General features: G+C 57.6%; 11 protein-coding genes and 1 tRNA gene. 1 reads left to right on the top strand and 11 read right to left on the bottom strand.

Annotated elements, in window-relative coordinates; genetic code table 11:
• Window positions 1-92: 92 nt before the first annotated feature.
• The 11 genes from H2O17_RS02865 to H2O17_RS02815 all read right to left on the bottom strand — a co-directional run bounded on the left by H2O17_RS02865 (window position 93) and on the right by H2O17_RS02815 (window position 14,029).
• Complete coding sequence (locus H2O17_RS02865; protein ID WP_182050246.1) at window positions 93-3,977, bottom strand: DNA-directed RNA polymerase subunit beta'; 3,885 nt, start codon at window positions 3,975-3,977, stop codon at window positions 93-95.
• A gap of 106 nt (window positions 3,978-4,083) precedes the next feature.
• Entirely contained in the window at window positions 4,084-7,545 is a 3,462-nt protein-coding gene (gene rpoB, locus H2O17_RS02860) for a DNA-directed RNA polymerase subunit beta (protein WP_182050245.1), read from the bottom strand.
• Between the two features lie 444 nt (window positions 7,546-7,989).
• Window positions 7,990-8,373: a 50S ribosomal protein L7/L12 gene (rplL, locus tag H2O17_RS02855; protein ID WP_182050244.1), complete on the bottom strand. Its 384-nt coding sequence runs from the start codon at window positions 8,371-8,373 to the stop codon at window positions 7,990-7,992.
• Between the two features lie 67 nt (window positions 8,374-8,440).
• Window positions 8,441-8,962 carry a 50S ribosomal protein L10 gene (rplJ, locus tag H2O17_RS02850; protein WP_182050243.1) on the bottom strand — a complete coding sequence of 174 codons (522 nt, stop codon included), beginning with the start codon at window positions 8,960-8,962 and terminating at the stop codon, window positions 8,441-8,443.
• A 317-nt stretch (window positions 8,963-9,279) separates the two neighbouring features.
• Window positions 9,280-9,894, bottom strand: coding sequence for a uridine kinase (gene udk / locus H2O17_RS02845; protein WP_182050242.1), 615 nt, complete (start codon window positions 9,892-9,894; stop codon window positions 9,280-9,282).
• Between the two features lie 101 nt (window positions 9,895-9,995).
• Window positions 9,996-11,315 (bottom strand): hypothetical protein, encoded by a 1,320-nt coding sequence (locus tag H2O17_RS02840; RefSeq protein ID WP_182050241.1) that lies wholly within the window; start codon window positions 11,313-11,315, stop codon window positions 9,996-9,998.
• 162 nt (window positions 11,316-11,477) lie between these two features.
• Entirely contained in the window at window positions 11,478-12,194 is a 717-nt protein-coding gene (rplA, locus tag H2O17_RS02835; protein ID WP_182050240.1) for a 50S ribosomal protein L1, read from the bottom strand.
• Window positions 12,195-12,295: 101 nt separating this feature from the next.
• Complete coding sequence (rplK, locus tag H2O17_RS02830; RefSeq protein ID WP_182050239.1) at window positions 12,296-12,730, bottom strand: 50S ribosomal protein L11; 435 nt, start codon at window positions 12,728-12,730, stop codon at window positions 12,296-12,298.
• 96 nt (window positions 12,731-12,826) lie between these two features.
• The gene (gene nusG / locus H2O17_RS02825) at window positions 12,827-13,603 is read right to left on the bottom strand and encodes a transcription termination/antitermination protein NusG (RefSeq protein WP_182050238.1); all 777 of its coding nucleotides are present in this window, start codon (window positions 13,601-13,603) and stop codon (window positions 12,827-12,829) included.
• 39 nt (window positions 13,604-13,642) lie between these two features.
• Complete coding sequence (gene secE, locus H2O17_RS02820; protein WP_182050237.1) at window positions 13,643-13,891, bottom strand: preprotein translocase subunit SecE; 249 nt, start codon at window positions 13,889-13,891, stop codon at window positions 13,643-13,645.
• 65 nt (window positions 13,892-13,956) lie between these two features.
• Window positions 13,957-14,029: transfer RNA gene (locus H2O17_RS02815), tRNA-Trp, on the bottom strand.
• A 242-nt stretch (window positions 14,030-14,271) separates the two neighbouring features.
• Between H2O17_RS02815 and H2O17_RS02810 the strand changes: the two genes are divergently transcribed.
• Window positions 14,272-15,477 (top strand): pyridoxal phosphate-dependent aminotransferase, encoded by a 1,206-nt coding sequence (locus H2O17_RS02810; RefSeq protein WP_246311317.1) that lies wholly within the window; start codon window positions 14,272-14,274, stop codon window positions 15,475-15,477.
• Window positions 15,478-15,485: the final 8 nt, after the last annotated feature.

Genomic DNA, 15,485 nt, shown 5'->3' with positions numbered 1-15,485 from the left:
GAGCAGCACTGGTGGCGGGGAACACAAGATCCCGCCCCCGCGCCGAAGCGCGGCTGCTGGGCTGGCAGCAACTCCAGCCCAGCGCGCAACGATTAGTACGGACCGTAACCAGAGCCCAAGTCGAACTCTGGGAAATCCGTGTAGGAGTAGCCGTCGTCGAATGGCTCGAGATCGCGATGGCTAAAGCCATTGGTCTTCTCGAATTCGACTCGTGCCTCTGCGGTTGGCTCAACGCGTGCCTCACGCAGCTGTTCCAAGCCGGTACCGGCCGGGATCAGCTTTCCAAGGATGACGTTCTCCTTCAGACCCGCAAGCGGATCCGACTTGGAGTTCAGTGCAGCCTCGGTAAGTACCTTGGTGGTCTCCTGGAACGATGCAGCCGAAAGCCACGAATCGGTAGCCAGAGAGGCCTTTGTGATTCCCATGAGTTCAGGACGTCCGGAGGCTGGCTTGCCACCTTCCGCCATAGCTGCACGGTTCTCATCTTCGAAGATTGCCACATCCACCAGTTCGCCCGGAAGCAACTTCGTGGTACCAGCCTCAAGGATGGTAACTCGGCGAAGCATCTGGCGAACGATGACCTCGATGTGCTTGTCGTGGATCTCCACGCCCTGCGAACGGTAAACGTTCTGCACCTCGTTAACGATGTGCTGCTGGGCGGCCTTGCGTCCGTTGATACGCAGGACCTTCTTCGGATCAACTGAACCCTCGACAAGCTGCACACCAACAGCAACGCGTCCACCTTCGGGAACCAAGAGCTTGGCGCGCTTGGCAACCTGGTAGATGATGTCGTCGTCGCCGTCATCGCGAACGATGATGAGGCGGCGCATACGCTCGCCATCCTCGATCTTGAGCGTGCCAGCTGCTTCCGCGATGGGAGCCTCGCCCTTCGGGGTACGTGCCTCGAAGAGTTCCTGAACACGAGGAAGACCCTGTGTGATGTCGTCAGCAGATGCCGAACCACCGGTGTGGAAGGTACGCATCGTCAACTGGGTGCCTGGTTCGCCAATGGACTGCGCGGCAACGATACCGACGGCTTCGCCAATATCAACAAGCTTGCCTGTAGCCATCGAGCGTCCGTAGCACTTGGCGCAGGTTCCGATGCGAGAATCACAGGTCAACACGGACCGCACTGTAACTTCGGTGACGCCTGCAGCAATGAGCTGCTCGATGACCACGTCACCCAAGTCAGTTCCAGCAGACGCAATGACGTTGCCTTCGGCATCCGTGATATCGCGAGCAAGTGTGCGTGCGTACACCGAGGTGTCCAGTGCCTCGTCTGGAACGAGGTTCCCTGAAGCATCCGGAGCGGCAATGGTCTTTGTGAGGCCACGGCGGGTTCCACAGTCGGTCTCGCGAACGATGACATCCTGAGAAACGTCCACCAGACGGCGGGTCAAGTACCCGGAATCGGCCGTACGAAGAGCCGTATCGGCAAGACCCTTACGAGCACCGTGCGTCGCGATGAAGTACTCAAGGACTGAGAGGCCCTCGCGGTAGTTGGACTGAATTGGGCGAGGAATAATGTTGCCCTTTGGATCGGCAACCAAGCCTCGCATACCAGCGATCTGACGAACCTGTTCCCAGTTACCACGCGCACCGGAGGAAACCATGCGGTTAACCGTGTTGGTGCTGGTGAAGTTCTCGCGCATTTCCTGAGCGATCTTCTCCGTCACGTTGGACCACAGATCAACGAGGTCGCGACGGCGATCCTCATCCTCAATACGGCCCGTCATGAACTGGTGCTCGATGCGCGCAGCATCAGCTTCAGCCTGAGCGAGAATCTCTGGCTTGTTCTCCGGAACGATGACGTCAGAGACCGCAATAGTTGCGCCAGAACGTCCTGCCCAGTAGAAACCGGTGGACTTCAGTGCGTCGAGCGATGCGCCCACGGCGACCTTCTCGTAACGCTCAGCAAGCTCATTGACGATCGATCCCAAGACCTTCTTGTCCACAACACCGTTTACGAACGGGAAGTCGGTTGGAAGAGTCTCATTGAAGATCGCACGGCCCAAAGTGGTTTCCAGCAACAGATCGTTGCCTTCTTCGTAGCCCTCGGGGGCGACCCAGTCACGCGGAGGAACAACATCACCTTCAAAGCGAATGTGGCACTTGGCGTTCAAGTGCAGTTCGCCCAAATCCATCGCCATTTCTGCCTCTGCAACGGAGGAGAAGTACCGGCCTTCGCCAGCAGCTCCCTCTCGCAGCGTAGTCAGGTGGAACAGACCAATGATCATGTCCTGTGACGGCATGGTCACGGGGCGACCATCCGACGGCTTCAAGATGTTGTTCGAGGAGAGCATGAGGATGCGTGCCTCGGCCTGAGCTTCAACAGAAAGCGGCAGATGGACAGCCATCTGGTCGCCGTCGAAATCGGCGTTGAATGCGCCACAGACCAGTGGGTGAAGGCGAATAGCCTTGCCCTCAATGAGCTGCGGCTCGAAGGCCTGGATGCCCAGACGATGCAGGGTTGGTGCACGGTTGAGCAGCACTGGGTGCTCCTGAATGACCTCTTCAAGAACGTCCCACACTTCGGAACGCTGGCGATCGATCAGGCGCTTTGCAGCCTTAATGTTCTTCGCGATCTCAAGATCCACAAGGCGCTTCTGCACGAAGGGCTTGAAGAGTTCCAAAGCCATGATCTTGGGCAGACCGCACTGATGCAGCTTAAGTGTTGGTCCGACGACGATGACCGAACGGCCAGAGTAATCGACGCGCTTGCCCAGCAGATTCTGGCGGAAGCGTCCCTGCTTGCCCTTGAGCATGTCAGAGAGCGACTTGAGCGGACGGTTACCGGCGCCCTGAACCGGGCGGCCACGACGTCCGTTGTCAAACAGAGCGTCAACAGCTTCCTGAAGCATGCGCTTCTCATTGTTGACCATGATCTCCGGTGCACCGAGATCAAGCATGCGCTTGAGGCGATTGTTGCGGTTGATCACGCGACGGTACAGATCGTTGAGATCGGAGGTGGCAAAGCGGCCGCCGTCGAGCTGAACCATTGGGCGCAGATCCGGTGGGATAACCGGAAGAGCATCCAGAACCATCGATTCAGGCTTGGTGCCTGAATGCAGGAAAGCGTTGATCACGCGAATACGCTTGAGCGCGCGAGCCTTACGCTGAGCAGTACCGGTCTCAATAACATTGAGCAGGTTGTCATGCTCGGCCTGAAGATCGAAGGTCTGCAGGCGCTTCTGAATAGCTTCCGCACCGCGGCAAGCCGAGAAGTAATCGGAGTAACGGGACTCCATCTCACGATAGAGATCCTCATCGCCCTCAAGATCGCCGACCTTCAGCTTAGAGAATCGATCCCACACCGCATCCAAGCGAGCCAGATCAGCATCAAAGCGCTTGCGAGTGCGCCCGAGATCCGTTTCAGCGGCTCGCTTGATCTTGTTGCGAACATCAGCCTTCTGGCCTTCGGACTCCGCTTCTGCGAGGTCTGCTTCGAGGCGCTTCTGGCGTTCTTCGAGCTCGACATCGCGAGCCTTCTCGAACTGGGCGCGCTCAAGTTCGTATTCGGACTGAAGGCTGGGAAGATCGTCACGGCGTGCTTCGGCGTCGACATCGGTAACCATGTACGCAGCGAAGTAAATGACCTTTTCCAGATCCTTCGGAGCGATGTCTAGCAGGTAACCCAAGCGCGAAGGAACGCCCTTGAAGTACCAGATGTGGGTGACGGGAGCGGCGAGCTCAATGTGGCCCATGCGCTCGCGGCGTACCTTCGAACGCGTGACTTCAACACCACAGCGTTCGCAAACAATTCCCTTGAAACGAGGGCGCTTGTACTTGCCACAAGCACACTCCCAGTCACGGGTTGGTCCAAAAATGCGCTCACAGAAAAGGCCATCCTTTTCAGGCTTGAGCGTACGGTAGTTGATGGTTTCAGGCTTCTTGACCTCGCCGTGCGACCACGCACGGATATCTTCCGAAGTGGCCAGGGCAATGTGGAGCTGTTCGAAGCGATTGACGTCGAGCAAGATTCCTACTTCCTCAGGTATTGCACCGTTTAGTTCTTGTGTGGGAGCCGGTAGGTGGGAGGGAGCCGCAAGGCGCTAATCGCGCTCCCTCCCCCAAGAAGAATTCTTAGAACTCAGCTCCGGACGTCAGATCCTCGAGGCCGGTTGGCATTGCAACTGGCTCAGGGGTGTGGAACTGGTCTTCTTCGGCATCTTGCAGGTTGATTGCTTCGCCACTGGCGTCGAGTGCTTCGACGTTCAGGCACAGCGAACGCATTTCCTGAATGAGGACCTTGAAAGACTCAGGAATGCCAGGTTCAGGGACGTTGTCGCCCTTCACAATGGCTTCATAGACCTTGACTCGACCGACCGTATCGTCAGACTTGATCGTCAGCATCTCCTGGAGAGTATGCGAGGCACCGTATGCTTCCAGGGCCCACACCTCCATCTCACCAAAGCGCTGACCACCAAACTGAGCCTTACCACCGAGCGGCTGCTGCGTAACCATCGAGTACGGACCAGTCGAACGGGCGTGGATCTTGTCATCCACAAGGTGGTGCAGCTTCAGCATGTACATGTAGCCAACTGAAACCGGATCCGGGAAGGGATCGCCAGTGCGGCCGTCAAACAGCTGAGCCTTGCCTTGCGGGTTAACCAGAACGTCACCATCGCGGTTCGGCAATGTATGGCAAAGCAGACCATCGATTTCGTCAGCCTGAACGCCATCGAATACTGGAGTTGCAACGCGCTGACCAGGAACACCTGTCACAGTGCCTTCGCCCAAACGCAATGCCCATTCCTCGCCCGCCTCACGTGGAGTCGTGGCGTCCCAACCTTGGCTGGCAACCCAACCCAAGTGGAGTTCGTAGACCTGACCGAGGTTCATTCGGCCAGGAACACCTAGTGGGTTGAGGATGATGTCAACTGGAGTTCCATCGGCCATGAACGGCATGTCTTCAACGGGAAGGATGCGCGAGATGACGCCCTTGTTACCGTGGCGTCCTGCCATCTTGTCACCAATGGTGATCTTGCGGCGCTGAGCAATGTATACCCGCACGGTTTCATTGACATCCGCAGCAAGTTCATCATTGTTGTCCTTCGTGAACTGGCGAACGCCAATCACGATTCCGGACTCACCATGAGGAACACGCAACGAAGTGTCACGAACTTCCTTGGCCTTCTCGCCAAAGATGGCGCGAAGCAAGCGCTCTTCCGAGGTCAGTTCGGTTTCACCCTTTGGCGTGATCTTGCCAACGAGGATGTCGCCAGCCTGAACTTCAGCGCCGATTCGAATGACACCGTGTTCATCGAGATGGGAAAGCATCTCTTCGGAGACGTTCGGAATATCGCGAGTGATTTCCTCCGGTCCAAGCTTCGTGTCACGGGCATCCACCTCATGCTCTTCGATATGAATCGAAGTCAGGAGGTCATCCTTGACGCAACGCTCAGACAGAATGATGGCGTCTTCGTAGTTGAAGCCGTTCCATGACATGAACGCGACCAGAAGGTTTTGGCCAAGCGCAAGCTCGCCGCCTTCAGTGGCTGGGCCGTCAGCTAGAAGCGTTCCAGCTTCTACCCGGTCGCCTTCACTGACAACAACGCGCTGGTTGGTGCAGTTGCCCGGGTTTGAACGATCAAACTTGGTCATCTTGTAGAGGACGTGCTTGCCGTCATCCTGTTCGATGTGGATTGCTTCCGCTTCCACCTCGGTTACGACGCCAGCTGCCTTTGCCACGGTGGCATCGCCGGCGTCAACAGCCGTGCGCATCTCCATGCCGGTGCCGACGAATGGTGCGACGGGACGAATGAGCGGCACAGCCTGACGCTGCATGTTGGCGCCCATGAGTGCTCGGTTCGCATCGTCGTGCTCGAGGAACGGAATCATTGCCGTACCAACAGAGCACATCTGGCGTGCCGAAACGTCCATGTAGCCGATTTCGTCTACAGGAACCAGCGCGGGTTCGCCACCCGGCATACGGCACAGCGCTTCATCCTGGACGAAGTGACCGGTCGCATTAAGCGGGGCCTCAGCCTGGGCGATAACCGTGCGGTCTTCGTCGTCGGCCTGAAGGTAATCGATCTGCTCTGTAACCTGGCCGTCAACAACCTTCCGGTACGGAGTCTCGATGAAACCAAACTGGTTGATACGCGCGAACGATGCCAACGAACCGATCAGGCCAATGTTCGGGCCTTCAGGAGTTTCGATGGGGCACATGCGCCCGTAGTGGGAAGGATGGACGTCACGAACTTCCATGCCCGCGCGATCACGGGAAAGTCCACCAGGACCAAGAGCCGAAAGACGGCGCTTGTGGGTCAGACCCGCAAGCGGGTTGTTCTGATCCATGAACTGGGAAAGCTGGGACGTTCCGAAGAACTCCTTGATAGCTGCCACGATCGGACGAATGTTGATAAGAGAAGAAGGCGTAATGGCTTCCGTCTCTTGTGTGGTCATGCGTTCGCGAACCATACGATCCAGACGCGCCAAACCAGTACGAACCTGATTCTGAATCAGTTCGCCAACGGCGCGGATGCGGCGGTTGCCGAAATGATCGATATCGTCGGTCTCAACGGCCACAGCCGTAGCGCCCGGCGCACACACGACTTCCTCAGACCCCGCGTGGATAGCGAGCATGTAGCGCAGAGCGGCAGTGATGTCTTCAATACCAAGCTGACGCGAGTTTGATTCGGACGGCAGACCAAGCTTCTTGTTGATCTTGTAGCGGCCGACCTTCGCGGTGTCATAGCGCTTCGTGTTGAAGTAGAAGTTGTTCAGCAGCGTGCGGCCTGCTTCCGCTGTTGGCGGTTCGCCTGGACGTAGCTTGCGGTAGAGATCCTGAAGGCATTCTTCCTGTGTGTGAACCGAATCCTTCTCAAGAGTCTCAATGAGGATCGGAAAATCGCTGAAGCTATCGCGAATCTCGGATTCAGAAAGGCCAAGAGCCTTGAGGAAGACAGTGACAGACTGCTTACGCTTGCGGTCCACGCGAACGCCTACGGCATCGCGCTTGTCAATCTCAAACTCTAGCCATGCGCCACGTGACGGAATGAAGCGTGAGGAGAAGATGTCCTTATCGGACGTCTTGTCAGCTACGCGCTCAAAGTACACGCCGGGTGAACGGACCAGCTGAGAGACGACCACGCGCTCAGATCCATTGACAATGAAGGTGCCGCGGTCAGTCATGAGCGGGAAGTCGCCAATGAAGGTGGTCTGCGACTTGATTTCGCCGGTCTCATAGTTTTGGAACTCGGCAGTGACATACAAAGGAGCGGCGTACGTCAGATCGCGCTCACGGCATTCCTGAATCGAATACTTCGGTTCTTCCAGGTGCGGCGCCGAAAGCACAAGACCCATAGTTTGGGCGGCATTTTCGATCGGTGAGATCTCCTCGAAGATCTCCTCAAGTCCAGATTGTTCACCGGGGTGCTCAGCCGCCCATGAATCCGATCCGATGAGCCAGCCAAAGCTGTCAGTCTGAAGACCGAGCAGGTCAGGCACCTGCAGCGGCTCATGAATCTTGGCAAAGGAAACACGGTCAACAACCGGCTTGCCATTGAGAGCGGAGAGCGAATAGGTGCGCGAAGCAGCCAAAGGGGGTTCCTTCCCTGACGTTGGTAAGGCATTGGACCAAACATTATCCGCAGCAGTTTCGTATTCCAGCTGCTCATTGGAGGTTTCACCAGGAGTGAGCCACCAAACTGAGCCAGAATTGGACATAACTGTAGATATGTCGGCGCAAATATCCAATATACACGTAAGGAGTGTGCAAAGCTACCCCTCACCCTGTGAGGGAGGGCACCAGGAACCACGATGTTCACCTGAACTCTGACACAGAACCTTCAAACATGCAAACAGATCTCTAGAAGAGGGGCACATTAGGGCACAGAGATGCATGGAGATGCCCAGGGACGCCCATTACGGTAGAGACGCAAAGTGCGGGGCACGGATTCCTCCGTGCCCCGCACTTGTCAAGCTGCAGGATGCAGTTGCCTGCTCGATGAAGAGCTGTCAAGGTTGCGGCTCAAGCCGCATGCCTCACTTGAGGGTGACGGTTGCGCCAGCGCCCTCGAGAGCTTCCTTGGCCTTGTCGGCAGCTTCCTTGTTGACGCCTTCGAGGACAGCCTTAGGAGCTGCATCGACGAGATCCTTAGCTTCCTTCAGACCGAGGGAGGTAAGGCCGCGCACCTCCTTGATGACTGCAACCTTCTTGTCGCCAACGGACTCGAGAACGACGTCGAATGAGTCCTTCTCTTCTTCAGCGGCGGCTTCGCCGGCGGGGGCTGCGGCAACAGCAACGGCGGTGGGAGCAGCGGCGGTAACGTCGAACTCCTCCTCGAATGCCTTGACGAAGTCGGAGAGCTCGACGAGTGTGAGCTCCTTGAATGCTGCAATGAGCTCTTCGGTGGAGAGCTTAGCCATGATGGCCTTCCTTCCTGATGCCTGCTACGCGAGCAGATATATCTGGTTAAGTTGGCGCCGCCTGAAATCAGGCAGCAGCCTCTTCCTTCGCGCGCAGCGCGTCGATGGTGCGTACAGCCTTGGAGACTGGCGCCTGGAAAACGTATGCCGCCTGGTACAGGGCAGCCTTGAGCACACCCGCAGTCTTCGCGAGCAAAACCTCGCGGGACTCGAGATCGGCAAGCTTCTTGACGTCGTCGCTGGAGAGCACGCTGCCCTCGAGAACGCCGCCCTTGACGATAAGTGCCGGGTTGTCCTTGGCGAAGTCGCGAATAGCCTTGGCGGCATCGGAAACTTCACCGGTAACGAAAGCAATTGCGGTTGGGCCGGAGAGAAGATCAGAAAGACCTTCGACGCCTGCCTGGTTTGCCGCAATGTTTGCCAGCGTATTCTTGGCGACCTTGTACTCCGCATTGCCTGCGAGCGAACGACGCAGCGTCTTGAGCTGCTCGACGGTCAGGCCGCGGTATTCAGTGAGCAGGACGGCGCTGGAGTTCTCAAAGTTCTCCTTGAGTTCAGCGATCGCTGCAGACTTGTCGGTCCTTGCCATTGGGCCTCCTTCCGGTCATGTGCCGCAGAGCTCATAAAAAGAACCCCGTGCAGGCGCACGGGGTTCGACTGAGTTCTATCAGTAAATCCTGTTATCACCTGCGCTGGCCTCTGCTTATGAGTTTCATCCCGAACGAATCCGGGAAACCTGCGGTCTTGGGCATCAGCCAGCTTAGCGGCTCGCATCCACGATTCCAAGTCATTGGCACAGAAGGTGATACAGGTCGCGCCGTCGTCGCCCAAGTCCCTCACACGTAGCCAACGCTCAGGCCCTTGGTACCACACCAACCCTCAGGCCCTCCCCCAAAAAGGCGACCCTCAGTTTTCTATCGCTCCACGCACGCGATGGATGAGCATATCGAGGGCTACGAGGTTGCGGCCGCCTTCGGGAACGATAATATCCGCGTTGTGTTTGGAAGGTTCCACGTATAGCTCATGCATCGGCTTAACCGTCTCAAGGTACTGGCGTTCCACAGATTCCAGTGTGCGCCCGCGGTCGATAACATCGCGTTTGATGCGGCGGAGGATGCGCACGTCGGCGTCGGTATCAACAAAGATCTTGATGTCCATGAGTCCGCAGATCTCCGGTTCGGCGAAGATGAGAATGCCCTCAACGATGATCACGGGAGCGGGCTCAACGTGCTTTGTCTCTTCGGATGGGTTGTAGATCGAGTAGTCGTAAAGGGGCATGTCAATGGACTCCCCCGCCACGAGCTTCTGCAGATCTTGGACCATCCGATCGTTGTCAAAGGACTCAGGCGCATCCCAGTTGAGCGCCTTGCGCTCTTCATACGTGAGGTCAGGGTGCGCCTTGTAGTAGGCGTCATGGTAGATCACGGCTGTCTGGCCCGGAAAGGCATCCATGAGTGCTTGGGTGAGGGTTGTTTTCCCACTTCCCGTTCCGCCCGCGACGCCAATGACCAAGGTCTTCATCGCCTCACCTTTCTGCGGCCGGCCGTACCGCACCCACCAAACCTTCCGTACTACGTTAGCCGATCTGGAGAGCAATCATTGACAACTAGCCGTTAGCCTCCTCACCCTGCCGTTAGTGGGAGCCACGGGCTCGCCATCACAACGGCATAGGAGGCAAGTCCAAAACCGAGCAAAACCCACCGCAGAATCTTCCTGTCGAATAGCGCCGCAGCGGTGGCGCCAAATAGTGGAACTGCGGCCATCGCGTATCGGCCCGAAAGCACCCGGAAGAAAGAGTGGTTGGTGAGGAGTTCACGCCCTTGTACAACAACGGCCGCCACAAATGGCCCAATTGCCGCACTCCCGGCAAGCAGACGCCTCGCGCTATCCCCAAGGAATGCCAGCAGTCCAACCCACGGCAAGGCAATGTAGAACCAGTACAACACGTTGTTCGACCAGCCAATGAGCACGTCTGAGACGAGCGTATCCTGCATGTACCAGTCGTACGGGTGCTGCGTAATCCCGTAAGGCGCGATGAGCGTGCCGATCACTTGGGCAAACTGGCCCGTGAACTCCGAAGTCGACAGCCCGTTGATGGCGGGAACGTACCCAGTTGGCGTGCGCGCGTTCTGCCACATCGACCACGCAAAGTAGCCACCAAAGATAGCGATAAGACCGACGACGACGATCGTCACCAGCTTTCTTCGATCCGACCTTCCGAATCCGCCAGCCTTGGGGAAGATGGCGCTCAGCGCCACCATGGCAAGGACACAAATGATCCCGACAGTCGAGACCACCCGTGTGAGTGTGATGGCGAGAGCTACGAGGGAAGGCACCGCCCAGCCCAGCTTGTGCTGCACGAAGATTCTCGCGCCAATCCACACTGCCGCGGCTCCAGCCAAAGCGTTGGCTGATTCGCTATGGACCATAGTTCCCGATGCGGCCACAGCGGGTGTAGCCAACACGACCAACGCACCGGCGAATGCTGCCACCGGCCTGACCCGCCAGGCCCGTATGGCCAAATAGAGAGCGGCGATGCCACACGCCAATACGAGCGCACAAAACACCCTCGCTCCGGTTACGAATCCGGCGCCTGTGACAAACGCGAAGGCCCGCCCAAAGAGGCCAGTGAAAAGAAAGAAGAACGGCGGGTGGAACGCGTTATAGTTCTCGCCGTTAAATGGCCAGTCATGGGCGGCGTGGCTCGCCACTTCGGAACATGCGGGCGGTACGACTTTCCGTATCGCGCCCTCCATGCCACGGCAGCTCCACGCGGTACGCGCCTCGAGCCCTAGCGCCTCTCCACGAACCGGTATATGCCCCGCCGAGATCTTCCACGAATAGTCGATATAGGTCCATTCATCTAGACGTGAAAGCTGCGGTGCGTGATACATGGCGTTGATTGACCACGCCACAGATAACACAATCAAGACTATTGCCAATAGTGCATCCACCTGGCGCGGCCGCTGGCGGAAGCGTCGAAGCGGCCGTGGAGTGAGTGTCTGAGTTATTGCTGGCACACGGAACTTCTATCAGAAAAGGCTGGGAGTGCAATGTGGCCCCGCTCCATACGGAACGGGGCCACACATGACGAACGTTGCCTATCAGGCGGCGTCGTCTGCGAGACGAGCGCGAAGCTTGCTCAGATCCAGCGGGATTCCAGGACCCATGGTGGTGGAAACGGTTCCCTTGAGGATGTAACGGCCCTTAGATGTGGCCGGCTTGAGACGAAGGATCTCTTCGCGGGCAGCGGTGTAGTTCTCCAGAAGTTGATCTTCAGAGAACGACGTCTTGCCAATGATGAAGCCGAGGTTGCCGTAACGGTCAACACGGAACTCGATACGTCCACCCTTGATGTCCGAAACAGCCTTGGCCACATCCATGGTCACGGTGCCGGTCTTCGGGTTTGGCATAAGACCACGCGGGCCGAGCACGCGGCCGAGGCGGCCAACGCGACCCATGAGGTCTGGGGTTGCAACTGCCGCATCGAAATCGGTGTAGCCAGCGGCCACCTTTTCAATGAGCTCGTCGCCACCAACTTCATCAGCGCCGGCGTCAATTGCTTCCTGTGCACGTGGACCAACGGCGAAGACGATGACCCTAGCGGTCTTGCCGGTGCCGTGAGGAAGATTGACGGTGCCACGAACCATTTGGTCGGCCTTACGAGGGTCAACACCGAGACGGAACATGACTTCAACGGAGGAATCGAACTTGGTGGTCGATGTCTCCTTGGCGAGGCGAATTGCCTCAGTGGGGCTGTAGAGGACGCCGTCGGCAATCTTCTCAGCAGAGTTGCGGTAATTCTTTGAGCGCTTAGCCATTCTGCTATCTCCTTAAAACAAGCAGTTGTGGTCAGCGGGCCTGCGCAGGCCCTTCCACGTGCCCGATGGGCACTTGGGTGCACCCTAAGGTGCGAGCGAAATCAGATTGCGTCGGACGTGATGCCCATCGAACGAGCAGTGCCGGCGATGATGCGAGCAGCGTTGTCGATGTCATTGGCATTGAGGTCTGGCTGCTTAGTCTTGGCGATCTCGCGAAGCTGATCAGCAGTGAGGTGCGCGACCTTGACGGTGTTGGGGGTTGCAGAGCCCTTGGCAACGCCAGCGGCCTTCTTGATGAGTTCGGCTGCCGGAGGAGTCTTGAGAACGAACGTGAACGAACGATCTTCGTAGACAGTGATTTCGACAGGAACGATGTTGCCGCGCTGAGATTCAGTCGCAGCGTTGTACGCCTTGCAGAACTCCATGATGTTGACGCCGTGCTGGCCCAGGGCAGGGCCAATCGGCGGAGCAGGAGTGGCTGCACCAGCAGGAATCTGGAGCTTAATAAAGCCCGTAGCCTTCTTCTTCGGTGGCATAGTAGGGTCCTTTTCTTGTTTCTAAAACTGCCGCAATGGCATGAGCGACAGCCAGCCAACAACCTTACGCGAAAGACGCGCTGATCCGAAAGTGGGTCAGTCTTCCTTGCGTACCTGGTTGAAAGCCAGTTCGACGGGAGTTTCCTGGCCAACGAGGGTCATAAGCACGGTAAGACGCTGGTTTACCGTGTCCACAGAGGAAACTGTTGCGGGCATTCCGGCCCACGGTTCGGAGGTAAGTGTGACCGATTCGCCAACTTCGAATGGAGAAATCGTCTCTGGCTGGCTGCCAGTTGGCAGGCCCGCGGCTACTGCTTGAGCCGCAGCTTCTGCTTCGATCACTGGCGTCAGCATCTTGACAACCTCATCGGGTGTCAATGCGACCGGAGTGCGCCCGTTACCCACGAATCCTGTCACACCGTTGGTGGACTGGACTACGCGCCAGGCGTCGTCGGTCATATCCATGCGAATGACTACGTAACCGGGCATACGCACGCGTGAAACCAACTTGCGCTGGCCACGGCGGATTTCGAACACGCTTTCCATTGGGACCTCGATCTGGAAGATGAAATCTTCCATGTTCATGGTCTGGATACGGACTTCGAGATCCTGCTTTACGCGCTTCTCATAACCGGAGTACGTGTGCAGCACGTACCAGCGGCCCGGGAGCCCGAGGAGCTGGGCGCGCACTTCATCTTCAGTAGCTGGGGCTTCATCACCGGCATCTGAGCTGGCTGCTGGCGCCTCGGTTGCCGGTACTTCGGCTTCCGCGGATTCCTCAGTAAGCTCTGCTGCCGTTTCTTCGGCGGATTCTACGGCTTCGGTCGCTTCCTCACCGGAAACGTCCTTGGGCTCGAGGGTATCCTCAGGCACGCTCTTCCTGCTTTCTGACTAATGGAGAGGCCAGGTGGCCTATCCAAAGATCCACAGTGTGAGCCGTCCGAACGCAGCGTCAAGCAGCGCAACGAACACCATGATGGCGACGACAAACACAATTACTGTCACGAACATCTGCCCCAGTTCCTGACGGGTGGGGCGCTGAACCTTCTTGAGTTCTGAAAGAACCTGACGGAAGAAAAGAGCAATACGTGCGAAGAGGCCACGCTTCTTGGGTGCCGCGGCCTTCTTGTTAGCGCTCGAGGCGCTGAGGGCTTCGTTCACATCCGTCCTAACCGTCAAGTTCCTTTAGTTGAAAAGGCGGCCCATGCTTACATGAGCCGCCTTTGCAGGGTAGGAGGGACTCGAACCCCCAACCGCCGGTTTTGGAGACCGATGCGCTACCAATTGCGCCACTACCCTTCGGCTGTTTGAGCTCTTAGCATTATGCCTCATTACTGAGACTATGTGCCAACGAGCTCGGCACAACGAGTATGAGAGTACATCATTTTATAGCCCGACGTCGAACTGGTTGGCATAGTTGTTGTTCCTTGGTTACACACCTCACAAGGCCACAGGCGGCTGTTCGCGATGACCTGCGTCACTCACATTCACTATCCGGATATGAGTTCCCCCGGCCGTGTGGCCCGTGCGACGATGAGCGTGTGACCACATCTACTCCAGCTCGCCGCGTTTCGGCCCGGCTCGCAGCTATTCAGGAATCTGCTACTCTCGCCGTCGATGCGAAGGCCAAGGCTCTCAAGGCAGCCGGCCGGCCCATCATTGGTTTCGGCGCTGGTGAACCCAACTTTCCCACACCGGACTTCGTGGTAGAAGCCGCCGTCGAAGCCGCTCGCGATCCAAAGAATCACAAGTACTCCCCCGCCAAGGGGCTCCCAGAGCTTCGCAAGGCCATCGCTGAGAAGACGCTCGCTGATTCCGGTGTGGTGGTTGACCCGAACAACATCGTCGTAACCAACGGAGGAAAGCAGGCCGTCTACCAGGCCTTTGCTGCGCTCCTTGACGAAGGCGATGAGGTTATCCTCCCAGCCCCATACTGGACCACCTATCCCGAAGCCATCCGCTTGTCTGGTGGCGTCCCCGTCGAAGTATTCGCCGGGCCCGATCAGAACTACCGCGTCACTGTGGATCAGCTAGAGGCCGCGCGCACGCCAGCCACCAAGATCTTGCTCCTGTGTTCGCCATCTAACCCAACAGGTGCCGTCTACACCGAAGAAGAGCTCACGGCGGTCGGCACGTGGGCGCTTGAACACGGCATCTGGGTGATCAGTGACGAAATCTATGAGCATCTAACCTATGGGATCAAGAACACCTACATCCTCGCAGCAGTTCCCGAGCTTGCCGACCAGACGATCGTTTTGAACGGTGTTGCAAAGACCTACGCCATGACGGGTTGGCGCGTGGGCTGGATGTATGGCCCAGCTGACGTCATCAAGGCTGCAACGAACATGCAGTCGCATACCACGTCCAACGTGGCCAACGTTTCACAGCGTGCGGCACTAGCGGCGCTCACTGGCCCCCAAGAAGTAGTTGGTCAGATGCGCGAGGCATTCGATCGGCGCCGCAAGCTGATCGTTTCTATGCTTCGCGAGATTGAGGGAGTTGAGGTTCCAGAACCTCAGGGCGCCTTCTATGTTTATCCAAATGTTGAGGCCCTGCTTGGCCGCGATATCAACGGACGGGTGGCCACCAACACCTCGGAGTTAGCCACAATCATCCTCGAGGATGCAGAAGTTGCGGTAGTTCCAGGCGAGGCGTTTGGCGCCTCCGGGTACCTCCGTTTGTCCTACGCACTCTCGGACGAAGACCTCGTTGAGGGCATAACTCGCCTCCAGAAGCTCTTTGCGTAAGAAGCTTG

The sequence above is a fragment of the Changpingibacter yushuensis genome (assembly GCF_014041995.1).
GTDB lineage: Bacteria > Actinomycetota > Actinomycetes > Actinomycetales > Actinomycetaceae > Changpingibacter > Changpingibacter yushuensis.
The sequence above is the reverse complement of the archived record's forward strand: the minus strand, read 5'-3'. Positions and strand labels throughout refer to the sequence as shown.

Excerpts from the sequence above, each read along its gene's own strand:
- rplL (WP_182050244.1), bottom strand. The coding sequence starts at position 8,373 with ATGGCTAAGCTCTCCACCGAAGAGCTCATTGCAGCATTCAAGGAGCTC.
- rplJ (WP_182050243.1), bottom strand. The coding sequence starts at position 8,962 with ATGGCAAGGACCGACAAGTCTGCAGCGATCGCTGAACTCAAGGAGAAC.
- udk (WP_182050242.1), bottom strand. The coding sequence starts at position 9,894 with ATGAAGACCTTGGTCATTGGCGTCGCGGGCGGAACGGGAAGTGGGAAA.
- rplA (WP_182050240.1), bottom strand. The coding sequence starts at position 12,194 with ATGGCTAAGCGCTCAAAGAATTACCGCAACTCTGCTGAGAAGATTGCC.
- rplK (WP_182050239.1), bottom strand. The coding sequence starts at position 12,730 with ATGCCACCGAAGAAGAAGGCTACGGGCTTTATTAAGCTCCAGATTCCT.